Raw genomic sequence first — 22,242 nt, 5'->3', positions numbered from 1 at the left:
GCTACGTCATACCGTTACTTCACACCGACGATCTTGGGGGTGTGGAACGTGCCACCGAAGGCACGCTCCGACGCTCCGACCCGGTCGAGGTAGGGCGTTGCTCCACCCATCTGGAACGGGTAGCCCGCTCCGAGGATGAGGCACAGGTCGATGTCTTCGGCCGCTGCCACGACGTTGTCGTCGAGCATGCGGTGGATCTCGTCGGCGAGGCCGTCTTCGATGCGAACCTGGAGCTCGGAGGCGGTCATCGGTGTCGAGCCGCCCTTGACGATCTTGAGCGCGGCCTTGTCGATTCCCTTGATCTTGCCCTTGGAGTCGCGCTCGAAGATGTGGCCGAGTTCTGCGAGCCTGTGCAGGTTCGCGCTCTCGAAGAAGCGGTCCGGGAACGCCTTGTGGTGGGTGTCGAGCACGTGGGCGCCGACCTTCAGCCCGACGAGCTCCAGCAATTCGAACGGCGTCATCGGCAGCCCGAAGGGTCGCGTCGACTCTTCGACGACCTCGAACGGCGTGCCGGTGTCGACGGCATGCATGGCTTCACCCAGCACCTTGGCCAGGATGCGGTTGACCACGAAGCCGGGCGTGTCCCGGGTGATCACTGCATTCTTGCGCAGTGCCGCCGCTGTCACCATGGCGGTGGACAGGGACTCGTCGTTGGTGTGCGGCGTCTTCACGACCTCGATCAACGGCATCACCGCGACGGGGTTGAAGAAGTGGAAGCCCACGACACGCTCAGGATGCTCGAGCTTCGCGCCGATCTGCTCCACCGACAGGGATGACGTGTTCGTGGCCAGCACGGCCTCGGGGGAGATGAACTTCTCCACCTCCGCGAACACGTTCTGCTTGGCCTCGAGTTCTTCGTAGATCGCCTCGATCACCCAGTCGCAATCCGCGAAATCGGCCTTGTTCGTGGTGCCGGTGACGAGGGCAGTGAGCCGGTTGGACTCGTCGGGGGAGATGCGGCCTTTCTCGAGCAGGTCGTGGATCTCCTTGTGGATGGCGGCAACGCCGGCATCCGTCGCGCCCTGGTCCAGGTCGGTGATGACGACGGGCACCTGCAGCCTGCGCACGAACAACAGCGCGAACTGGCGCGCCATGAGCCCGGCGCCGATGACGCCGACCTTGGTCACCTTGCGAGCAATGGCCTTATCGGGGGCGCCGGCTGGTCGCTTCGCGCGTTTCTGCACGAGGTTGAATGCGTAGATGCTCGCGTGGAACTGGTCGCCGGAGATGAGATCGGCGAGAGCCTCATCTTCTGCAGCGAATCCGGTCTTCTTGTCCGTGTTCCTGGCGGCCTTCAGCAGCTCGAGAGCACGGTATGGCGATTGCGCGACCTTGCCGATCCGGCTTTCCAGCGTCTTCTGGGCGATCCCGATGGCGATGTCCCACTTGACGGCGCGCTCGATCTTGCCGGGCTCGTTCGGGCGCTTGACCTTCGTGGAGCCGTTGATGACGCCGTCGGCCCACGCGATCGAGTCCTCGATGAAGTTGGCCGGTCCGAACATCGCGTCGGCGATGCCGAGCTCGAAAGCCTGCGGGCCTTTGAGCATCCGGTTGCTCTTGAGGGGATTGGAGATCACTACCTCGAGCGCGTTCTCGATTCCGATCAGGTTGGGCAGCAGCCACGCGCCACCCCATCCGGGAATGATCCCGAGGAAGACCTCGGGAAGCGCGAGCGCCGGAACCGAGCTGTCGATGGTGCGGTAGTTCGAGTTGAGGGGAATCTCCACTCCGCCGCCGAGCGCGAGCCCGTTGATGAAGGTGAACGAGGGCACGCCCAGCTCGCTCAGCTTGCCGAGAGCCCAGTGGCCCAGTTGCGCCATCTGCTTGCCGGTCTCGCGGTCGGGCAGCTCGCTCACCTTCGAGAGGTCTGCGCCGGCGGCGAAAATGAAGGGCTTTCCGGTGACGGCGAGCCCGTGGATCTCGCCCCGTGCCGCGCGTGCTTTCTGCTCGTCGAGCACGCGAGCGAACTCCAGCAGCGTCTTCGGTCCAAGAGTATTCGGGCGGGTGTGGTCTTTTCCGTTGTCGAGGGTGAGCAGAGCCAGGGTCTTGCCCCCCGAGATCGGGATGTCCCTGACGAACGAATAGGTCATGACCTCGTCGGGATCGAGCGAGGCGATCTTCGCGAATGACTCGGCGGTCGTGGTGTCGGTGGTCACGGTCATTACTTCTTTCCCTTGTAGTTCGGGTTCTCCCAGATGACGGATCCACCCTGGCCGAGGCCGACGCACATGGCGGTGAGTCCGTAGCGCACCTCGGGGTGCTCGGCGAATTGTGCGGCGAGCTGGATCATCAGTCGAACACCGGATGATGCGAGCGGGTGCCCCATGGCGATGGCGCCGCCCCACTGGTTGACGCGGGGGTCATCGTCGTCGATGCCGAAGTGGTCGAGCAGCGACAGCACCTGGATGGCGAAGGCCTCGTTGAGTTCGAACAGCCCGATGTCGTTGATCGTCAGCCCCGCCTTGCGCAGCGCTTTCTCGGTCGACGGTACTGGGCCGATTCCCATGATTTCGGGCTCGACCCCGGCGAAGGCGAAGCTCACCATGCGCATCTTCGGCGTGAGGCCGAATTCTTTCGCAGCGTCGGCACTCGCGATGATGCTCGCGGTTGCGCCGTCATTGAGGCCGGAGGAGTTGCCCGCTGTCACCCTGCCGTGGGGGCGGAACGGCGTGCGAAGGGCCGCGAGTCCCTCGAGTGTGGTCTCGGGGCGGAGCGCCTCATCGCGCGTCGCCAGCCCCCATCCTGCCTCGCTCTTGATTGCCACAGGAACGAGGTCGGGCTGGAGTTTGCCGTTCTCGTAAGCGGCGAACGCTTTCTGCTGGCTGGCGAAGGCGAACCGGTCGGCGCGCTCCTTCGTCAGGTGTGGGAAACGGTCATGGATGCGCTCCGCGGTGTTTCCCATGTTCAGCGCTTCGCCGCTGACGAGCTTCTCCGAGAGGAACCTGGGGTTAGGGTCTGCGCCGAATCCCATGGGGTGTCGACCCATGTGCTCGACACCGCCGGCGATGCCGATATCGTACGCGCCGAAGGCGATACCGCCAGCGATCGCGGTCACGGAGGTCATGGCGCCGGCACACATGCGGTCGATCGCGAATCCAGGAACAGACTTCGGCAGGCCGGCCAGCAGTGCCGCCGTGCGGCCGATCGTCAGGCCCTGATCGCCCTGTTGTGTCGTCGCAGCGATGGCGACGTCGTCGAACCGGTCTTTCGGGATCGAGGGGTTGCGCTCGATCAGTCCGATCATGGCCTTCACGACCAGATCGTCCGCCCTGGTGTTCCAGTACATGCCCTTTTCGCCTGCCCGGCCGAACGGGGTTCTGACTCCATCGACGAATACAACTTCAGCTTGCTTGGCCACGATGCCTCCACTTTCCTTAGGTCGTTATCGATCCTAGGCTTGCGGATTTTCGGCCCGGAATCCTTTGACTGTTCCTACGACTCGGATTCGGGCGACTGCTCAGGCGTTTGGCTGGCTTCCACAAAGGCATCGGCGATTACCTGTGATGTTGCGTCAATTTGCCAGCGTCGCGCGCCCAGTTCGGTCAGTGTCTGCGCGATACCGGAGCGATCCGCCTCGGCCGGAGGATGCCAGGCCACGCGTCGCAGCAGCTCGGGGGTCAGCATGTTCTCGACGGGAATCGCCATCTCCGTGGCAACCTCGGTGATGCGGGCGCGAGCAGTCTTCAAGCGCCTATCGGCATCCGGATTCTTGTCGCTCCACACCCGCGGTGGCGGCAGTACATCGCTGGCCACGCGCAGTACGGGGAGGTCATCGCTGGCCATTCCTGCCTGGATGGCGTTCCACCAGCGGTCGATCTGGGAACGGCTGGCGCGACCGGTGAATTCCTTGAGTGCGGCGAGATCGCGTTTGGTTTCCGGCAGCATGCGTGCGGCTGCCACGAGAGCAGAATCCGGAACGAGTCGACCCGGTGCCGTGTCGATCTCGCGGGCGTACGCGTCTCTCGACTGCCACAGCTCGCGGGCAATGGCGAGATTGCGTCCGCCGCGAATGGCGTGCACCCCGCTCAACCGCCTCCACGGCTCCTGCCTGACGATCACGAAATCGCGAGTGAGAACCGACGAGAACTCCTCGTCGGCAATACCGGTCTTCCCGTCGCGTTCGAGCACCTTCGCGAGTTCTTCCCTCAGGTCGACCAGTAGCTCTACGTCGAGGGCCGCGTACACCAGCCAGGCCTGCGGCAGGGGGCGGGTCGACCAGTCGGCGGCAGAATGCTCCTTGGCCAGATGGATGCCCAGCAGGTCCTCCACAACAGCGCCGAGTCCGACTCGCGGGAGCCCGGCCAGTCTCGCAGCGAGTTCGGTGTCGAACAGGCGGGTGGGATCGAGGCCCACTTCCCTCAGGCAGGTCAGATCCTGGCTGGCCGCGTGCAGGATCCACTCCTCGCCGGCGATGACGTCGTTGAGCTCGCTGAACGATCCGATGGCGGGAGGGTCGAAGAGGAAGGTGCCGGCGCCACGGCGGAAGATCTGGATGAGGTACGCACGCTGTGAGTAGCGGTAGCCGGATGCCCGCTCTGCATCGATAGCGATGGGACCGTTGCCGGCAGCTAACGCGTCGACTGCCTCGAGGTATTCATCACGGGTCTCGATGACGTGCACCTCGACGTGCGCGGCCTGCTGCGGCGCAACGGTATCCGCCGCAGCCGAATCGGCTGGGGCGTCATCGTTCGCGCTACTCACGACCTGCTCGGCGTGCAGACAACAGACTTACTCCCTCGATCGCTGGCGGCAGGCCCGCGAGCATGCACAACAACTCACCCCAGCCTTCCACATGCGCGGCGATGTCATTGTCATCGGGCGTCCATGACGCGCGAAGCTCGATCTGTGCGCCGTCTCCCTGTGACTCGAGTTCGCCGAATCCTGTCGACAGGATGCGAGTCGCCGTCCCGCTGGCCGAGGTGTACCTGGCGCCGCGGGTGTCGAGCGCATCGACGAGCCATGACCACGCGACATCCGCGAGAAAAGGGTCGACACCCATCTCGGTCTCGAGCGGTGCCTGCGCGAAACAGATGACCCGATACTGCCCGCCCCAGGCCTCCGGGGACTCTGGGTCGTACAGGAGAACAAACCGGCCAGTGCCCAGCTCCGAATCATTTCCATGGCGAACAGGCGTGACATCGGCGGCGAGAGCGATGGACCATGGCGCGAGTGAACCTGGCGCGGGGATCTCGGACACCGATAGTTCCGAGCGCGAGGTTGCTGACCTCATCGATGCGATGGCGGCGGCGAAGTCTCGGGGGAGCTGCGGCTCTGCTGGCGTGTCGGGCACGAGTGAAGATTAGGCTTCGTGAGGGCTATCCCGGTCTAGGCACGCCGGGGTACACCACCCGTGGCCCATTGACAGCAGGAGCAGGATGACACGCAACGAGCGACCGACGTCGGTGGCCGCGCGGGTCGTGGCCGGCGTTGCGATCGCCGTGGGAAGTGCCCTGGCAGCCACCGCTATCGCGGGCGGTGCGCTCTCGGTGGTGTTCGCGCGAACGGTCCTCACCCCGCCAAAGAAGCGCGATGAAGACCTGAGGATCCTCGGCCACGACGCGACGACGGTCACCCTTTCTCCCTCCATCGACGCGATGACACCCGGCCTGTACAGCATGTGGTTTACGCAGGATGCGGGTCACGCCCGCATCGGCGAGATCGTCACATATTCTCCGACGGCCGTCACCCGCCAGTTGCTCGGTGTGGATCGCGGCACACTCGATGGCGTAAGCCGTGCTCGCGTCGGCGGGTGGTTTTATCTGCACCCCTCCGACCTCGGCGTGGAATGGGTCGATGTGGATATCGACACCGAACTGGGACCGGCGCCGGCCTGGCTGATCCCCGCGGCGGAGCCGTCGACCCGCTGGGTGATCGGGGTTCACGGCCGAGCAGTACGACGCGAAGAAGCGTTGCGGGCGGTTCCCGTGTTCAGGAAAGCGGGCTTCACGTCCCTGCTGGTGTCGTACCGCAACGACGGCGACGCGCCATCCAGTTCCGACTATCGGTACTCGCTCGGTGACACCGAATGGAGGGACATCGAGGCGGCCGTGCAGTACGCGGCAGATCACGGCGCCACACAGATCGTGCTCATGGGCTGGTCGATGGGCGGCGCCACGGTGCTGCAGGTAGTGACGAGGTCGACGCTGGCGCACCTTGTGGCCGGCCTCGTGCTCGAATCGCCCGTCGTCGACTGGATCACTGCCCTGCACTATCAGGGTCTCGCGCACCGCCTCCCGCGACCGGTGCGGGTGGCTGCGATGGACCTCGTGTCCCGGCGCTGGTCCCGGGCGCTGACCGGACAGGCCAGCCCCATCGACCTGAATCGGCTCGACCTCGTCACCCGTGCGCAGGAGCTCCGGATTCCCATCCTGTTGCTGCACAGCGATGACGACGGATTCATCCCGCCGACGGCATCGCGGGCGCTGGCCGCAGCACGGCCGGATATCGTCACCTTCGAGGAATTCGACACAGCACGCCACACGCGACTGTGGAACTACGATCCGGATCGCTGGAACTCAGCGATCCGTCGCTGGCTCGAGCGCCTCGCCCTCTGATCGTTCCGCGCTGCAATTCAGGCGGTTTTGGAGCGGATCTGCCGCTTCACGCGCGCGAGCATCCCGGTCATGCCCCTGATGCGCAGCGGACTCACGGCCTCCGTCAGTCCGATGCTGTTCGGGTAATCGTCGGGAACGGCGAGAACGGCCTCGGCGCTCAGTCCGCTGAGACCCTGCACGAGAATCGACGCGAAACCGCGGGTCGTCGGTGCTTCCCTCGGTGCCGTAGCGAACATCTGCACGACGCCGGCGTCATCCACGTCCACGAAGATGAAGACGGGGGACTGGCACTCGACCACCCGCTCGAGCAGATCGGGATGGTCGGCATACTGTGTGGGCAGCTCGGGCAACTCGTTCGAGAATTCGAGCAGCAGCTGGAGCCGGGTCTTCACTTCCAGGTCGAGGAAGTCATCCCGGATCTCGGCCAGTTGTTCGGGGAGTGCCTGTTCAGTCACCCGTCCAGCCTATCGAGCAGGTACCTCGCCGGGCTCTGCGCCCTGCACGATAGGCACGCGTACTGCCGATCCCCATTCCGTCCACGATCCGTCGTAGTTGCGCACGTTCTCGAAGCCCAGCAGGTGGGTGAGCACGAACCAGGTGTGGCTCGAACGCTCACCGATGCGGCAGTAGGCGACGACGTCATCGCCATCGGCGAGCCCGGCACCATCCCGGTAGATCGCGTCGAGTTCTGTCGTCGGCCTGAAGGTGCCGTCATCCGCAGCGGCTTTCGCCCACGGCACGTTCTGCGCGCTCGGGATGTGCCCAGCGCGAAGGGCACCCTCCTCGGGATACGCGGGAGCGGTAGTGCGTTGGCCGCTGAACTCCTCGGGGGACCGGACGTCGATGAGCGGCTTGCCGAGGTGGGCCAGAACGTCGTCTTTATAGGCCCGGATGCGCGAGTCATCCCGTTCGACGACGGGGTAGTCCACCGGGGTGGTGCTCTCGGGGGCCGTCGTGTAGGCGCGGCCGTCTGCCTCCCATTTGGCCCTGCCGCCGTCGAGCAACCTCACGTCTTCGTGGCCGAACAGCGTGAAGACCCAGAGGGCGTAGGCCGCCCACCAGTTGCTCTTGTCTCCGTAGATCACGATCGTTGTGTCGCGGGAGATGCCTTTGGAGCCCAGCAGCGCGGCGAACTGTTCGCCGTCGATGTAGTCGCGCTCCACAGGATCATTGAGGTCGGTGTGCCAGTCGATCTTCACCGCGCCCTCGATGTGGCCGGTCTCGTAGAGCAGCACATCCTCGTCTGATTCGACCACGACGAGCCCTGGCTCACCGAGGTGGGCTTCGAGCCACTCCCCGGAGATAAGCCGCTCGGGGTGGGCGAATGTCGCGAACTGCTCTGCTGGGTCATGTCCTACGGGCATGGGTTACCTCCGGTGGCGCTGTGGTGACGGGTGTCTGAATGCCGAGTGTGCGATCGAACCATCGTGGCGATCCGGCTAGGCTGACATTTCCCTGACGTCAAATCTACGCGCTGGACGATCGAGTCGTTGTAAGACTTCGACACAAACCGAGGCTGAACCCATGAGTGCCGAAGCAGTATCTTCGCCGGGTCGATTGGTCGACCGTATCCCCACCCTCGACGGGGCCGAAATGATCGCCCATCTGGTGCCTCCGCGCCAGTTCGCGACCGCCACGCTCGATTCGTACAGACCCGACCGCGATTACCCTTCCCAGGGTGGAGCGGTCGCAGCAATCCGGAACTTTGTCGCCGGCTGGCACTCCGGACGTTCCGGTGGACTTTTCTCGCGCCGCAAAGCGCCGGTCGAATTGCCCGGCATCTACCTCGACGGCGGATTCGGCGTGGGCAAGACCCACTTGCTCGCTGCGCTGTGGCATGCGGCCCCCGGCCGTAAATACTTCGGGACGTTCATCGAATACACCGCTCTCGTCGGTGCTCTCGGGTATGCGCCGGCCGTGAGGCTTTTCACCGGTGCTTCGCTTATCTGCATTGACGAATTCGAACTCGACGATCCCGGCGACACCCGGTTGATGTCACGGCTGCTCAATGAGCTGGCCTCCTCGGGCACCAGGATCGCCGCGACATCCAATACCCCTCCGAACGCGCTCGGCGAGGGGCGATTCGCGGCGCAGGACTTCCTTCGCGAGATCGACTCTCTTGCCGCACGGTTCACCACGATCAGGGTCGACGGTCTCGACTATCGCCGCCGCGATGTCGAGGCGCATGCCGTGACGTCGACGGATGTCGCGGCAGGGTTGTCAGCGATTTCCGGAGAATCGACTCTCGATTCGTTCGATGAGATGCTCAAGCATCTCGGAAGCGTTCACCCCTCCCGATACGTGAAGATCGTCGAGGGCCTGTCGGCCATCGGTCTGACCGGTGTTCATCCGTTCCTGAACCAGACCGATGCCCTGAGGTTCGTGGCATTCGTCGATCGGCTGTACGACGCGCAGGTGCGAATCGTCGCCGAAGGCACCCCGCTCGACGGCGTTTTCCCCGACGAGATGCTCGCAGGCGGGTACCGCAAGAAGTACCTCAGGGCCGTCTCTCGGCTCATCGCGCTGACCAACGGCGTCGACTAGACCCTCGGCCTCTGGGCGAAACACGATGTTTACGTGGGCCATTGCCACGTAACACGAATGAAACACGCAGACACACCCGGCGAAACCTCACATCGCCAAACTGTGTGCGTACCCGAGGTGAGACCCCTATCGCAGTGACCCAACGGTGCACCCTTCGCAATTCAGAGAGAGGTACACAATGGATCAGGGCAATACAGCCTTTATTTTGATCGCAGCAGCGCTCGTGCTGTTGATGACACCGGGCCTGGCGTTTTTCTACGGCGGCCTCGTCAAGGCCAAGAGCGTGATCAGCATGATGATGATGAGCTTCGGAGCCATCGGACTTATCGGTGTGCTCTGGGCGCTCTACGGCTACGCCATCGCCTTCCCCGCGGCCGAGGGCACTGTCGCTCCCTTCGCGATCGATGCCGGCGCTCTCGGGCTCAGCAACCTGCTGGAGACACCGGAAGGCGCCGCGTTCCCGCCGCTCGCCTTCGTGGCGTTCCAGGCCACCTTCGCCATCATCACCGTCGCGCTCGTGTCTGGTGCGATCGCCGACCGTGCGAAGTTCGGTGCGTGGATGATCTTCGCCGGCATCTGGGCGACAGTCGTGTACTTCCCGGTCGCCAGCTGGGTCTTCAACTTCGGCCTCGCAGAAGATGGAAGCTTCGCCTATGGCGGATGGCTGACCCACGGCCTGCAGGACGTCTTCGGTGTCGGAACCATCGACTTCGCCGGCGGAACCGCCGTCCACATCAATGCCGGTGCAGCCGCACTGGCACTGGCTCTCGTGCTCGGTAAGCGAGTCGGCTTCGCCAAGGGCATCAGTATTCCCCACAACCCGCCATTCGTGCTTCTGGGCGCTGGCCTCCTGTGGTTCGGCTGGTTCGGGTTCAACGCCGGTTCAGAGCTCGCCGCAGACAACACCGCGGCCCTCGCCTTCGTCAACACCATCGTCGCTCCGGCCGCTGCCCTGCTCGCCTGGCTCGTTGTCGAGAAAATCAGGGACGGCAAGCCCACCTCTGTCGGTGCAGCGTCGGGTGCCGTCGCCGGTCTCGTCGCCATCACCCCCGCGTGTGGTTCGCTTACCCCGTTCTTCGCGATCCTGCTCGGCGTCGTCGCTGGTGCGGTCTGTGCGCTCGCTATCGACCTGAAGTTCAAGCTCGGCTTCGACGACTCACTCGACGTCGTGGGCATCCACCTCGTCGGTGGACTGATCGGAACCCTGTACCTCGGCTTCTTCGCCAACGGCTCCGGACTCATCTACAGCGGCGAGCTCACCCAGTTGCTCGTGCAGGCCATCGCCGCCTTCTCGGTGCTGGCGTACTCGTTCGTGCTCGCCTTCGCCATCGGTTTCGCGATCGAGAAGACGATCGGGTTCCGCATCAAGAACGAAGACGAAATCGCCGGCATCGACTCGGTCGTGCACGGCGAAGAAGGCTACGTGCTCACCGACGCGAAAGCCTGATCTGCAGCATCACGGCATAATCGAATAATCACACAGCAAGGGGTGCCTCTCTTCGGAGTGGCACCCTTTCTGTGTCGTGAGAAGGAGCAGGGTGGGGAACTGGGAAGTGTCAGTCGGCTCGATGCTGGCGATCGCGCTCGTGCTCGTCTCGCTCGCCGTCGTCGACGCGCGCATGCTCCCGGCTGCGCCCTGGGTGCGGTCGATACTGCTGTCGCTGGCGTGCGCGGCGACAGGCATCGTGTCGTGGCTGATTCTCGGCTCACTACTGCTGCCGGATGTCACGGAGCCGCTGTTCCTGCCGGTGGCCGTGCTCGGCGGGGTCGGGTCCTACCTTGCCACCATCGCGGTGCGTGCCGCGGGTGGTGGCGTTGTCGTCACACTCGTCTTCGGTCTGCTGTGGAGCCTGCTGGTCTACGTGCCTACCGCTATCCGCACGTTCTCGTCGTTCGTGCCGAGCTGGAGCCTGGGCATCCTGCCCATCGACCACGGGGGATCGCTGCCCGTGAATGTCGCGGCAGGTGCTGCCGCGCTGGGCGTGCTGCTGTGCGGGGGGTCCAGAGTGAAAACCGCGACGATCAGCCGGACAACCGGCCTGCTCGGGGTGATCGGTCTGTGTTCGGGATGGATCGTGTGGCTCGCCGGGGCGGAGTTCGCGGTGGATGAGGTGAGCCCGAGCATCCTGGGCAACGGCGTGGTCGGCGCCGTGGGCGGAATGGTCGGATGGCTCGTGGTGCAGCGCATCCGTCATCGATCGGTGACTCTCAACTCGGTCGCGGCCGGGCTCATCTGCGGGCTCGTGGCCGTTACCGCCGGAGCTCCGCTTTTCACCCCGGTGTCTGCCGCGGCATCGGGCATTCTGGCGGGAGCCGCCGCATGTGTTTTCACCCTGGCCAGGGTCGGCAAAAGCAGGCGGCAGCAGTGGTATGTCGTCGGTACCCACCTGATCGCCGGTGCGGTCGGTGTCGTGCTTCTGGGGCTGCTCGCGACGAACATGGGATTCGTCTTCACGGGCTCTGTGGCGCTGATCCAGGACCAGGTCGTCGGCACTCTCATCGTCGCCGCATACTCCACCGCGGTCTCCGTGGGGCTCTGGCTGGCGCTCAGATCACTCGCAGGCGTGGTCAAGCGCAGGGGAGTAGCGTCACCAGCATGATCGAACCCATTCGCCAGATCGCACCGGAACTGACAGGTCGGGCCGTGGCAAGCCAGCGGTGGTCGAAGCTGGCATTCCTGCACTGGCGGGTTCCGGCATCCGCGCTGGCCGGTCTCATGCCGGAAGGGGTGCGCCCCGACGAACACGACGGTTCGAGCTGGGTGGGACTGATCGCCTTCTATCTCGATCGCGCGACGCTGTTCGGCAGCCCGCCCATTCCGTATCTCGGCTCGTTCGCCGAAATCAATGTGCGGCTCTATGGCGTGGATGAGCAGGGCAGGCGAGGGGTGATCTTCTGTTCGCTCGAGGCATCCCGGCTCGCCTCGGTGCTCGCGGCCAGGGCCGCGTTCTCCATCCCCTATTTTTGGGCGAAGACTGAACTCATCGAGCGCAGCGATACCGTCGAATACACCTCGAGCCGAATGGTCGGAGACGGCGAATTCAGGATGATCCTCCGGCCGGGATCCACGCCGGTGGCGGATGACCCGACCGCCGACTTCCTCACCGCCCGCTGGGGCCTGTTCACCCGCCGTTTCGGCCGGACCATCTTCCTGCCGAATCATCACGAGCCGTGGCCGCTCGTCGATGCCGAACTCCTGTCGCTTGACGACACTCTGCTCGAACGGGCCGGAATCCCCGGGGTCTCGAACCGGCCACCAGACTCCGTGTTGTACAGCGAGGGCGTTACGACGTGGTTCGGTCGAGCCCGGTAGCCGGTTTGGGCTCCGACGCCAGCACGGCGCGGCTGAGGGTCGCAGCACCCGCCACCGCCACCGGCATCATGATGACGGCGCCGAGAGGGATAAGGAACACCAGGTAGCTCGCGAGGCCGAAGCCGGTCACCATGGGTCGGTGGGCCCGCAGCACCCGTCGGCGTTCGGTGAGGGTCTTTCCCCGGGATTCGAAGGCCGGGCCGGTGAGTTCCACGGCGAGGAACCATCCGCCGGCGATCGCGCCGAGACTGGCGGCGAGAATGGTCCCCGCGACGGGGACGAAGCCGAGCAGGAACAGGGCGGCGGCCGTGAGCGCCGTCGGGATGAGCATCCGGATGCCGTCCGTTATGCCTCGAGCCAGACCGGCGAAAAATGTGACGTCCGGGGCATCGGGGACCCCGCCGCCGAGACTCTCGACATGCTGCCAGATGCGTTCGTACAGGGGCTGGCCGACGACGAGAGTGACAGCCGTGAATACATTGATGATGACCAGCACTGCGACGACCACGAGAGCGATACCGGCCAGGATGCGGAACCCTGCGCGCAGCGTTTCGTCCCACTCCGAGGCGAACGGAGTGATCGCGACAGTGATGGCCTCGAGGTTCAGGGCGAGAGCAACGACTCCGAATCCGAAGACGATGGCCACGATGACGGCGGGCAGGAGGCCGAGCATCATGAGTCCGGGGGCCGTGCGCCAGACGCCGAAACCCGCGCCGAGCATCCTGACTCCGGCCAGGAACTGGCGCAAGGATCCCGGGTTGTCCGCTGAACGAGCCACGCGAGAATCCTAGTGTTCCGAGACCAGCCAGCTGCCGCTGGACGCGGGGAACGAAGTGAATGGTGGGCGATACCGGACTCGAACCGATGACCTCTTCGGTGTGAACGAAGCGCGCTACCAACTGCGCCAATCGCCCGCGACTGCGGGTTTCTGCCATCAGTATCTTGCCACAGGTTCTCGGCGCTCTCGACACACGAATTGCAACACGGCTGTCACACGATTGGCTCTCGCCGCCGACTTCGGATACAGTCATCTAGCACGCAGCAATGCGGGCAGTGCGGATGTGGCGCAGTGGTAGCGCATCACCTTGCCAAGGTGAGGGTCGCGAGTTCGAATCTCGTCATCCGCTCGAGTGGGAAGTGTCAGGACCTACGAAATTTGTGCGTTCTGACCTTCCCGCATGCGGTGGCGTGGCCGAGAGGCGAGGCAACGGCCTGCAAAGCCGTGTACACGGGTTCAAATCCCGTCGTCACCTCGAAAGCCTGGGCGGCATGACAGCAGCCCGGTATAATTCAATAGCTTGAGCGATTGGCGCAGCGGTAGCGCGCTTCCCTGACACGGAAGAGGTCGCTGGTTCGATCCCAGTATCGCTCACTGATGAATGGCCCCGACTCTGTCGGGGCCATTCTTTTGTGCCCAGGGCGGTAGGCCCTCACGAACCGCGGACGCTCCGCTGCGCCACTAAAGTTGTGGGGTGAGTACAGGATTCGAACTTTTCACCGACCGGTCCGTTGTCGCCATGCGCGTCAATGGTGAGTTGAAAGATCTCGCGGCGTCGACGAGCGAGACCGACACGGTCGAGCCGGTCACGATCGAATCGCCTGACGGTCTCGCCATCCTGCGCCACTCTGCTGCGCATGTCGCGGCTCAGGCCCTTCAGTCGATCAACCCCGAGGCGAAACTCGGAATCGGCCCGCCCGTGACCGACGGGTTCTACTACGACTTCGATGTCGCCGAACCTCTCACTCCCGACGACCTCAAGGCCGTCACGAAGGCCATGGACCGGATCATCCGCCAGGGCCAGCGCTTCCAGCGCCGGGTGGTGACGGAGGCCGAAGCTCGCGCAGAGCTCGCCGACGAGCCCTACAAGCTCGAGCTCATCGGGCTCAAGGGCGGCGACGCCGAAGACGGCCAGGATGGTGAATCCGTCGAGGTGGGCGGCGCCGAGCTGACCATGTACGACAACGTCGACGGCAAGACAGGCGAGGTCTACTGGAAAGACCTGTGCCGCGGGCCGCACCTTCCCAATACCCGCATGATCGGCAACGGCTGGGCGCTGACCCGCACCGCCGCCGCATACTGGCGCGGCTCGGAGAAGAACAAACAGCTCCAGCGCGTTTATGGCACGGCCTGGGCATCCAAAGACGACCTGCGCACCTACCAGGCTCGCCAGGAGGAGGCGCTCAAGCGCGACCACCGCAAGCTCGGTGCCGAGCTGGATCTCTTCTCGTTCCCCGAGGAGATCGGCTCGGGGCTGGCTGTGTTCCACCCGAAGGGCGGCATCATCCGGCGCGAGATGGAGGACTACTCCCGCAAGCGCCACGAGGAGGAGGGGTACGACTTCGTCTACACCCCGCACATCACGAAGTCCCAGCTCTTCGAGACCTCTGGGCACCTCGGCTGGTACGCCGACGGCATGTTCCCTCCCATGCACCTCGATGAGGCTCGCAACGATGAGGGGGAGATCACGCGCCAGGGCGCCGACTACTACCTCAAGCCCATGAACTGCCCGTTCCATATCCTCGTGTATCGCTCCAGCGCGCGCTCGTACCGCGATCTGCCGCTGCGGTTCTTCGAGTTCGGCACCGTGTATCGCAACGAGAAGTCCGGCGTCATCCACGGCCTCACTCGCGTTCGCGGCCTGACGATGGACGACGCCCACATCTTCACCACGAAGGAGAGGATGAAGGAGGAGCTCACCAACACGCTCAACTTCGTGCTCTCCCTGCTGCGCGACTACGGTCTCACCGACTTCTACCTCGAACTGTCGACCAAGGACCCGGAGAAGTACGTGGGTGACGACGCGATCTGGGACGAAGCGACAGACACCCTGCGTGAGGTGGCCACGGAATCCGGCCTCGAACTCGTGCCGGATCCCGGTGGAGCGGCGTTCTACGGCCCCAAGATCTCGGTCCAGGCAAGGGATGCCATCGGCCGCACCTGGCAGATGTCCACCGTGCAGCTCGACTTCAACCTCCCCGAACGTTTCGATCTCGAGTACACGGCCGCCGACGGATCCCGCCAGCGACCGGTCATGATCCACCGCGCGCTGTTCGGCTCGATAGAGCGGTTCTTCGGGGTGCTCACCGAGCACTACGCCGGCGCATTCCCGGTCTGGCTGTCGCCGGTCCAGGTCGTCGGAATCCCGGTGGCAGAGGCGTACGAGGAGTATCTCGGCGATGTCATCTCGCGATTGAAGGCAGCCGGAGTCCGGGCCGAGCTCGATGCGTCGAGCGAGCGGATGCAGAAAAAGATCCGCACCCACACCAAGCTGAAGGTGCCGTTCCAGCTCATCGCGGGCGAGGAGGATGCCGCGAACGGATCGGTGAGCTTCAGGTTCCGCGACGGAAGCCAGGAGAATGGCGTGCCGATCGCAGACGCTATCGCGCGCATCACGGAATCCATCGCCACTCGCGCGCAGGTCTAGCGTGAAGGACTACGACGGCACAGAGCTCGGAGAGGGCGAACCTGCGAGCGGATTCGCGGCCGTCCCTGACGCCTTCCAGCGGTTGTGGACGCCGTACCGGATGGCCTACATCTCGAGCAATTCTGAGCAGGCGCCGCAGCAGCACGATTGCCCCTTCTGCGAGGCTCCCGGTCTCGACGACGAGAAAGCCCTGATCGTGGCGCGCGGAACCCTCGCGTACGTGCTGTTGAACCTGTATCCATACAACACCGGGCATCTGCTCGTATGCCCCTACCGGCATGTCGCGACGTATGACGAAGCCACCCCGGAAGAAATCGCCGAGATCGGCGAACTCACGCAGATCGCCATGCGGGTCTTGAGGCACACGGCGAAAGTCGACGGCTTCAACATCGGCATGAACCAGGGCAGGATCGCGGGGGCCGGCATCGCGGAACACCTGCACCAGCACGTGGTGCCGAGATGGGCCCTCGACTCCAATTTCTTCCCCATCATCGCCGGAACGAAGGCCGTTCCGAGACTCCTCGGCGAAGTGCGGGCAGAGATCGCCGACGCCTGGCCGCAGCACGGCTGACGACCTCAGCCGAGCAAGCCACGGCATGTCCATTGGCCGCAGCCGCGGCATCCACTCCAGACGTAGAATTGACCATCATGACTAACAGCACAGCGGACGAATCAGGACAGGGCCAGCTCGGTACGAGCCGGGTCAAGCGTGGACTTGCAGAAATGCTCAAGGGTGGCGTCATTATGGACGTTGTCAACGCCGACCAGGCGAAGATCGCCGAAGACGCCGGGGCCGTCGCGGTTATGGCACTCGAGCGTGTTCCGGCAGACATCCGATCGCAGGGTGGAGTGGCTCGCATGAGCGACCCCGACCTGATCGACGGCATCATCGAGGCCGTGTCCATCCCGGTCATGGCGAAGGCGCGCATCGGCCATTTCGTCGAGGCGCAGATCCTGCAGTCGCTCAAGGTCGACTACATCGACGAGTCCGAGGTGCTGAGCCCCGCCGACTACGTGAACCACATCGACAAGTGGAACTTTTCCGTGCCCTTCGTCTGTGGCGCCACCAACCTCGGTGAGGCTCTCAGGCGCATCACCGAAGGCGCGGCGATGATCCGCTCGAAGGGCGAGGCCGGCACCGGTGACGTCTCCGAGGCGACCAAGCACATCCGCACCATCCTCGGCGAGATCCGCGCGCTCAAGGGCAAGTCGAAAGATGAGCTCTATGTCGCGGCGAAGGAGCTGCAGGCGCCGTACGACCTCGTGCGCGAAGTCGCCGAGGCCGGCAGGCTTCCCGTGGTGCTGTTCACCGCAGGGGGAGTCGCTACTCCCGCCGATGCCGCGATGATGATGCAGCTCGGCGCCGACGGTGTGTTCGTCGGATCCGGTGTCTTCAAGTCGGGCAATCCGGTCGAGCGAGCGGCTGCGATCGTCAAGGCGACCACGTTCTACGACGATGCCGACGTCATTGCGCAGGCATCACGTGGGCTCGGCGAGGCCATGGTCGGCATCAACGTGTCTGACCTGCCAGCTCCTCACCGCCTGTCTGAGCGTGGCTGGTAACACGAGCCCGACGGTCGGAGTTCTCGCTCTCCAGGGCGACTTCCGTGAGCACATCGCTGTGTTGCGGTCCCTCGGGGCCGCCGCGATCCCGGTGAAGCGACCTGAAGAACTCGAGCGGGTCGACGGGCTCGTCATCCCCGGGGGCGAGTCGAGCGTGATGGACAAGCTCAGCCGGATGTTCGGGCTGGCCGAACCGCTGAAAGCCGCCATGGCATCCGGTCTGCCGGTGTACGGCACGTGTGCCGGGCTGATCATGCTGGCCGACACCCTGCTCGACTCGATCAACGGACAGCAGACTCTCGGGGGTTTCGACCTCGTGGTTCGACGGAACGCCTTCGGTTCGCAGCTCGACTCCTTCGAGACCGACCTGGATGTGCCCGTGCTCGGCAAACCTCCGATGCATGCGGTCTTCATCCGGGCGCCCGTGGTGGAGTCGGTCGGCGCGAAGGCCACCGCACTCGCGTCACTCTCCGACGGACGCGTGGTGGCCGTGGAGCAGGAGAACCTGCTCGGCACGTCCTTTCATCCCGAGATGACGGGGGACACCCGGTTCCACCGGTATTTCCTCGACAAGGTCGCGGCCGCGTAGCTCGCACGACAGGTGCTGCGGGATCATGGGTGGATGAACCTCTACTCGGATTTTGCTCCCCAACGCTCCCGGCAGGTCGTCGGGGACGTGCTTGCGCTTCTCGCGATCGGAGCCTGGGCCTGGCTCGGCGTGACGGTGTTCCAGCTGGTCTCGAACCTGTCGACCTTCGGCGCGCAGATGGAGGCCGCTGGTGCGGGGTTTACAGAGACGATGGTCGACATCGGCAGCACCCTGGGGGGAATTCCGCTGATCGGTGGCGGAATCAGGGTGCCCTTCGATGGAGCGAGCGATGCCGGACAGTCTCTCCAGGACGCCGGGCAGAGCCAGCAGGTGGCGGTGTCGCAGCTCGCGACCGGCCTGGGGGTCGGGATCGCGGTTCTGCCGATCCTGATGATTCTCATCCTGTGGCTGGTTCCCCGGGTGCGGTTCGCCCGGAATTCCGCACACGCCCGGACGATGCTGGATGCCAGCGCCGGAGTCGATCTGCTCGCGCTTCGGGCGTTGGCCAACCAGAAGATCTCCGCGCTCTCGACTGTGAGCCCGAACGCGATGGAGGCCTGGCGCAGGGGGGATGAGACCGTGATGATGGCTCTCGCGCGGCTCGAACTGAAGTCGGCCGGGGTCAGGCTCGACCGGTAGGGGAGCCGTGCATCCGGTGCTTGGTTAGGATGTTGTTCATGTCAGGCCACTCCAAATGGGCAACCACCAAGCACCAGAAGGCGATCAAGGATTCGCGTCGTGCAAAGTCGTTCGCCAAACTCATCAAGAACATCGAAGTCGCGGCAAAGATGGGCGGGGCCGATCTTTCGGGTAACCCCACCCTCGTCGACGCCATCCAAAAGGCGAAGAAGACCTCGGTTCCGAACTCGAACATCGACTCGGCGGTCAAGCGTGGTTCGGGCCAGCTCGGCGACGCTGTCGACTACATGACGATCATGTACGAGGGGTACGGACCCGGTGGAGTCGCACTCCTGGTCGAATGTCTCACGGACAACAAGAACCGTGCGGCAGCCGACGTACGCACGCTCATGAACCGCAACGGCGGAAACCTCGCCGACCCCGGGAGCGTCGCGTACAACTTCACTCGCAAGGGCGTCATCTCCATCACGAAGGTCGATGGCGTCACGGAAGACGACATCCTCGTCGCCGTGCTCGATGCTGGTGCCGAAGAAGTCAATGACCGTGGCGAGGGATTCGAGGTCGTCACCGACACCGCGCACCTCGTCGCCGCCCGCGAGGCACTGCAGGCTGCAGGCATCGACTACGACTCGTCAGAGGCCGAGTTCGTGCCCAACCTCACCGTCGACGTCGACGCCGACATCGCGCGCAGGGTGATGAAGCTCATCGACGCCCTCGAAGATTCCGACGATGTGCAGAACATATATTCGAATTACGACGTGTCGCCCGAGGTTCAGGCCGAATTGGACGAAGACTAGGGGCATGACGTTTTCGGTGCCCGAATGAGAGTGCTGGGCATCGACCCCGGGTTGACCCGGTGTGGAGTGGGAGTGGTGGATGTCTCATCCACCCGATCGGTCAGGCTCGTCTACGTCGGGGTGATCGAGACCGCTCCCGACCTTGCGCTCGAGCGGCGACTGCTCGCGATCTCGACAGGCATCGCCTGGGTTCTCGACGAATTCGAACCTGACGCAGTCGGACTGGAACGGATGTTCGCGCAACACAACCTGCGCACGGTCATGGGCACGGCCCAGGCGAGCGGTGTCGCCCTTCAGGTGGCGGCGTCGCGTGGCCTCGCCGTCGGCCTGCACACTCCGAGCGAAGTGAAGGCAGCGATCACCGGATACGGTTCGGCCGATAAGAAGCAAGTGGGCGCGATGGTGGCGAGGGTGCTCGGACTGGATGCCGTGCCGAAGCCCGCGGACGCAGCGGATGCGCTGGCCATCGCCATCTGTCACGCGTGGAAGGGGCCGGCGATCCTGACCGGAAGCGCGACTCTCACACCGGCTCAGCGGGCCTGGCGGGATGCCGAAAAGTCGGCGACTGCTCGTAGGGTGACCTCATGATTTCGTCTCTTCGCGGCACTGTGCTGTCGGCGATGGGCACGACGGTGGTGATCGAGGTCGGCGGTGTCGGCCTCGCGCTGCACGTCACGCCCCAGTTCGCCCTCTCGCTGAGGGTCGGAGCCGAGACATCGGTGCGTACCGCGCTCATCGTGAGGGAAGACGATCTTTCGCTCTACGGATTCTCCGAGACGGATGAACTCGCGGCCTTCGACCTGCTTCGTGGCGTCACCGGGGTCGGCCCGAAGAGCGCGATGGGAGTGCTCGCGGCGATGGGCCCAGCCGAGATCGCGCAGGCCGTCTCGCTCGAGGACGACGCGGCATTCCGCAAGGTCTCCGGAATCGGACCCAAGACCGCGAAACTCATAGTCCTCTCGCTCGCCGGCAAGCTCGAGGGCATGGTGTCGACTCGCGCCGCTGCGTCGTCGAGGCCATCGACCGTCAGCCAGAGCGTGACTGTCGCCCTGGTCGGGCTGGGGTGGCCTGAGCGCGTCGCTGTCCAGGCGACCGAGGACGCGCTGGCCCAGGCCACCGAAACCGAGCGGCAGGTCGTGTCGGCGTTGCTGCGCCTTGCGCTGGCCAACCTCGGTCCGCAGTTGGCGGGATCGTCCGCATGACCGATCCACTCGTCTGGCTCGCGCCCGAATCTGAAGCTGAGGTCGCCTTCGAGGGAGCGCTTCGCCCGAAATCCCTCGCGGAGTTCGTCGGCCAGTCCAAAGTGCGCGGACAGCTGCAGTTGTTGCTGCAGGCGGCCGGGATGCAGAACCGCACCCCGGATCACATCCTGCTGGCGGGCCCGCCCGGGCTCGGCAAGACCACACTCGCGATGATCGTCGCCCACGAGAGCAACCGGCCCTTGCGCATGTCCAGCGGGCCGGCGATCCAGCATGCCGGCGATCTGGCGGCCGTGCTGTCTTCTCTCGTGCCCGGGGAAGTGCTGTTCATCGATGAGATCCACCGCATGGCTCGTTCGGCGGAAGAGATGTTGTACCTCGCGATGGAGGATTTCCGCATCGACATCATGGTGGGCAAGGGTGCCGGCGCGACATCCATTCCTCTCGATCTCGCGCCGTTCACCCTGGTCGGCGCGACCACGAGGTCGGGACTGCTGCCGAATCCGCTCAGGGACAGGTTCGGATTCACCGCGCACCTCGAGTTCTACGACACCGCCGAGCTCGAACTCGTGCTCGAACGCGCGGCTGCGCTGCTGGAGCTGGACATCGATAGAGCGGCTCTCGCCGAGATCGCGGGACGGTGCCGGGGGACCCCGCGCATCGCCAACCGGCTGCTGCGTCGGGTTCGGGACTATGCCCTCGTCAAGGGCTCAGGCGCGGGCATCGACGCCGTTCACGCTGCACTGAACCTCTACGACGTGGATGAACTCGGTCTCGACCGACTCGACCGTGCGGTCATGCAGACCGTGCTGACGAGGTTCGACGGGGGACCGGTCGGGCTCAACACCCTGGCCGTCTCCGTCGGTGAGGAATCAGAGACTGTGGAGTCCGTCGTCGAGCCATTCCTGGTGCGGATCGGCCTCCTGACGCGCACCCCGCGAGGGAGGGTCGCGACGAGGGCTGCCTGGAAGCACTTCGGTCTCACTCCCACCGTCGAACCGCTCACCAAAACTCCCCTCTTCGGGGATGACCTATAATTCTGGGGTGGCCTCTCAGGCAGTCTGTTTAGACTTGCCGGCCTACAGACTCCCTTGGGAAGGTAATCATGGATCCGTTGACTATCGGAATGCTCGCCATCCTGGCGGTACTCATCTTCTTTATGTTCCGCAACTCGCGTAAGCGCAAAGCGCAGATGGAAGAACTTCGCACCCAGATCGTTCCCGGCGCCGAGGTGATGACCAACTTCGGTCTTTACGGCACGCTCGTCTCCATCGATGAGACCACCAAGGTCGCGGAGCTCGAGGTCGCGCCCGGAAACATCGTGCGCGTGCACAGCCAGACCATCGCCAAGGTCGTCGGCGATGAGGCTGGCACCCCCGGTGAGCCCCGTTCCGTCGAGGAGGCCATGGCCATCGCGAACCGTGAGGCAGCCGAGCGTGATGGCGTCGTGCGCGACGACAGTTCCTCAGATCTGACCGAGCCGGAATTCGGCGAGCGTGTCGATGGCGATGCGAAGTCGTCGACTGAGTCGGCAAAGAAGGCCTCAGAGTAGGCACTACTCTTGGTGCTGGCCCGCGTCACAGGACGTGTGGCCAGCACCTTTTTGGGTGCCTGCACTG

At 64.6% G+C, this 22,242-nt stretch carries 22 protein-coding genes and 4 tRNA genes; 18 read left to right on the top strand and 8 right to left on the bottom strand.

The features are described 5' to 3' along the window. Nucleotides 1-14: 14 nt before the first annotated feature. The 4 genes from IWX81_RS03505 to IWX81_RS03490 form a co-directional block, all read right to left on the bottom strand. Nucleotides 15-2,162 (bottom strand): 3-hydroxyacyl-CoA dehydrogenase NAD-binding domain-containing protein, encoded by a 2,148-nt coding sequence (locus IWX81_RS03505; RefSeq protein ID WP_199279852.1) that lies wholly within the window; start codon nt 2,160-2,162, stop codon nt 15-17. Further along, nucleotides 2,162-3,358 carry a thiolase family protein gene (locus IWX81_RS03500; protein WP_199279851.1) on the bottom strand — a complete coding sequence of 399 codons (1,197 nt, stop codon included), beginning with the start codon at nt 3,356-3,358 and terminating at the stop codon, nt 2,162-2,164. Before IWX81_RS03500 ends, IWX81_RS03505 begins: the two co-directional genes overlap by 1 nt. Nucleotides 3,359-3,432: 74 nt before the next feature. Continuing rightward, a complete protein-coding gene (locus tag IWX81_RS03495) occupies nt 3,433-4,620 on the bottom strand; it encodes an HRDC domain-containing protein (RefSeq protein ID WP_199280429.1) in 1,188 nt (395 codons plus the stop codon). Nucleotides 4,621-4,693: 73 nt separating this feature from the next. Continuing rightward, on the bottom strand, nt 4,694-5,290 hold the full coding sequence (locus tag IWX81_RS03490) for a DUF3000 domain-containing protein (protein WP_199279850.1): 597 nt from the start codon (nt 5,288-5,290) through the stop codon (nt 4,694-4,696). An 85-nt stretch (nt 5,291-5,375) separates the two neighbouring features. Here IWX81_RS03490 and IWX81_RS03485 point away from each other — a divergent pair, with 85 nt between their 5' ends. Then, nucleotides 5,376-6,554: an alpha/beta hydrolase family protein gene (locus tag IWX81_RS03485; protein WP_199279849.1), complete on the top strand. Its 1,179-nt coding sequence runs from the start codon at nt 5,376-5,378 to the stop codon at nt 6,552-6,554. Between the two features lie 17 nt (nt 6,555-6,571). On the opposite strand, the gene IWX81_RS03480 is transcribed toward IWX81_RS03485, so the two are convergent. Both IWX81_RS03480 and IWX81_RS03475 read right to left on the bottom strand, forming a co-directional pair. Beyond that, entirely contained in the window at nt 6,572-7,009 is a 438-nt protein-coding gene (locus tag IWX81_RS03480) for a SufE family protein (protein ID WP_199279848.1), read from the bottom strand. Nucleotides 7,010-7,018: 9 nt separating this feature from the next. Further along, nucleotides 7,019-7,918, bottom strand: coding sequence for a sulfurtransferase (locus tag IWX81_RS03475; RefSeq protein ID WP_199279847.1), 900 nt, complete (start codon nt 7,916-7,918; stop codon nt 7,019-7,021). Between the two features lie 160 nt (nt 7,919-8,078). Between IWX81_RS03475 and zapE the strand changes: the two genes are divergently transcribed. From zapE to IWX81_RS03455, 4 genes are all read left to right on the top strand, one after another. Further along, a complete protein-coding gene (gene zapE / locus IWX81_RS03470; RefSeq protein ID WP_199279846.1) occupies nt 8,079-9,098 on the top strand; it encodes a cell division protein ZapE in 1,020 nt (339 codons plus the stop codon). 178 nt (nt 9,099-9,276) lie between these two features. Then, nucleotides 9,277-10,545: an ammonium transporter gene (locus IWX81_RS03465; protein WP_199279845.1), complete on the top strand. Its 1,269-nt coding sequence runs from the start codon at nt 9,277-9,279 to the stop codon at nt 10,543-10,545. 106 nt (nt 10,546-10,651) lie between these two features. After that, nucleotides 10,652-11,698: an ammonium transporter gene (locus IWX81_RS03460; protein ID WP_334592908.1), complete on the top strand. Its 1,047-nt coding sequence runs from the start codon at nt 10,652-10,654 to the stop codon at nt 11,696-11,698. Continuing rightward, entirely contained in the window at nt 11,695-12,411 is a 717-nt protein-coding gene (locus IWX81_RS03455; RefSeq protein ID WP_199279843.1) for a YqjF family protein, read from the top strand. Before IWX81_RS03460 ends, IWX81_RS03455 begins: the two co-directional genes overlap by 4 nt. Here the strand turns inward: IWX81_RS03455 and IWX81_RS03450 are convergent. Together IWX81_RS03450 and IWX81_RS03445 are read right to left on the bottom strand one after the other, a co-directional pair. Further along, a complete protein-coding gene (locus IWX81_RS03450; protein WP_199279842.1) occupies nt 12,383-13,189 on the bottom strand; it encodes an EI24 domain-containing protein in 807 nt (268 codons plus the stop codon). The genes IWX81_RS03455 and IWX81_RS03450 overlap by 29 nt on opposite strands. Nucleotides 13,190-13,249: 60 nt before the next feature. Then, nucleotides 13,250-13,325: transfer RNA gene (locus IWX81_RS03445), tRNA-Val, on the bottom strand. 141 nt (nt 13,326-13,466) lie between these two features. On the opposite strand from IWX81_RS03445, the gene IWX81_RS03440 reads away from it, so the two are divergent. The 13 genes from IWX81_RS03440 to IWX81_RS03380 all read left to right on the top strand — a co-directional run bounded on the left by IWX81_RS03440 (nt 13,467) and on the right by IWX81_RS03380 (nt 22,175). Further along, a tRNA-Gly gene (locus IWX81_RS03440) sits at nt 13,467-13,538 on the top strand. Nucleotides 13,539-13,593: 55 nt separating this feature from the next. Continuing rightward, a tRNA-Cys gene (locus IWX81_RS03435) sits at nt 13,594-13,664 on the top strand. A gap of 47 nt (nt 13,665-13,711) precedes the next feature. Next, nucleotides 13,712-13,783 (top strand) — tRNA-Val (locus IWX81_RS03430). A gap of 145 nt (nt 13,784-13,928) precedes the next feature. Then, on the top strand, nt 13,929-15,836 hold the full coding sequence (gene thrS / locus IWX81_RS03425; protein WP_334593324.1) for a threonine--tRNA ligase: 1,908 nt from the start codon (nt 13,929-13,931) through the stop codon (nt 15,834-15,836). A 1-nt stretch (nt 15,837) separates the two neighbouring features. Beyond that, a complete protein-coding gene (locus IWX81_RS03420; protein WP_334592905.1) occupies nt 15,838-16,407 on the top strand; it encodes an HIT family protein in 570 nt (189 codons plus the stop codon). 77 nt (nt 16,408-16,484) lie between these two features. Further along, complete coding sequence (pdxS, locus tag IWX81_RS03415; RefSeq protein ID WP_199279839.1) at nt 16,485-17,399, top strand: pyridoxal 5'-phosphate synthase lyase subunit PdxS; 915 nt, start codon at nt 16,485-16,487, stop codon at nt 17,397-17,399. Further along, on the top strand, nt 17,389-17,988 hold the full coding sequence (gene pdxT, locus IWX81_RS03410; protein WP_199279838.1) for a pyridoxal 5'-phosphate synthase glutaminase subunit PdxT: 600 nt from the start codon (nt 17,389-17,391) through the stop codon (nt 17,986-17,988). Before pdxS ends, pdxT begins: the two co-directional genes overlap by 11 nt. A 33-nt stretch (nt 17,989-18,021) precedes the next feature. Then, a complete protein-coding gene (locus tag IWX81_RS03405) occupies nt 18,022-18,627 on the top strand; it encodes a hypothetical protein (RefSeq protein WP_199279837.1) in 606 nt (201 codons plus the stop codon). A gap of 38 nt (nt 18,628-18,665) precedes the next feature. Then, complete coding sequence (locus IWX81_RS03400) at nt 18,666-19,424, top strand: YebC/PmpR family DNA-binding transcriptional regulator (RefSeq protein WP_199279836.1); 759 nt, start codon at nt 18,666-18,668, stop codon at nt 19,422-19,424. 24 nt (nt 19,425-19,448) lie between these two features. Continuing rightward, entirely contained in the window at nt 19,449-20,012 is a 564-nt protein-coding gene (ruvC, locus tag IWX81_RS03395; protein WP_199279835.1) for a crossover junction endodeoxyribonuclease RuvC, read from the top strand. Next, nucleotides 20,009-20,626 carry a Holliday junction branch migration protein RuvA gene (gene ruvA, locus IWX81_RS03390; protein ID WP_199279834.1) on the top strand — a complete coding sequence of 206 codons (618 nt, stop codon included), beginning with the start codon at nt 20,009-20,011 and terminating at the stop codon, nt 20,624-20,626. Before ruvC ends, ruvA begins: the two co-directional genes overlap by 4 nt. Continuing rightward, nucleotides 20,623-21,660, top strand: a complete 1,038-nt coding sequence (ruvB, locus tag IWX81_RS03385; RefSeq protein ID WP_199279833.1) for a Holliday junction branch migration DNA helicase RuvB — start codon at nt 20,623-20,625, stop codon at nt 21,658-21,660. The genes ruvA and ruvB overlap by 4 nt, the downstream gene beginning before the upstream one ends. A gap of 68 nt (nt 21,661-21,728) precedes the next feature. After that, on the top strand, nt 21,729-22,175 hold the full coding sequence (locus IWX81_RS03380) for a preprotein translocase subunit YajC (RefSeq protein ID WP_199279832.1): 447 nt from the start codon (nt 21,729-21,731) through the stop codon (nt 22,173-22,175). Nucleotides 22,176-22,242 lie beyond the last annotated feature (67 nt).

Origin of the sequence: Salinibacterium sp. CAN_S4, from assembly GCF_015752305.1 — a bacterium.
In the GTDB taxonomy this organism is placed as follows: domain Bacteria; phylum Actinomycetota; class Actinomycetes; order Actinomycetales; family Microbacteriaceae; genus Rhodoglobus.
Note: the sequence above shows the minus strand (reverse complement) of the source record. Positions and strands in the feature narration are given on the sequence as shown.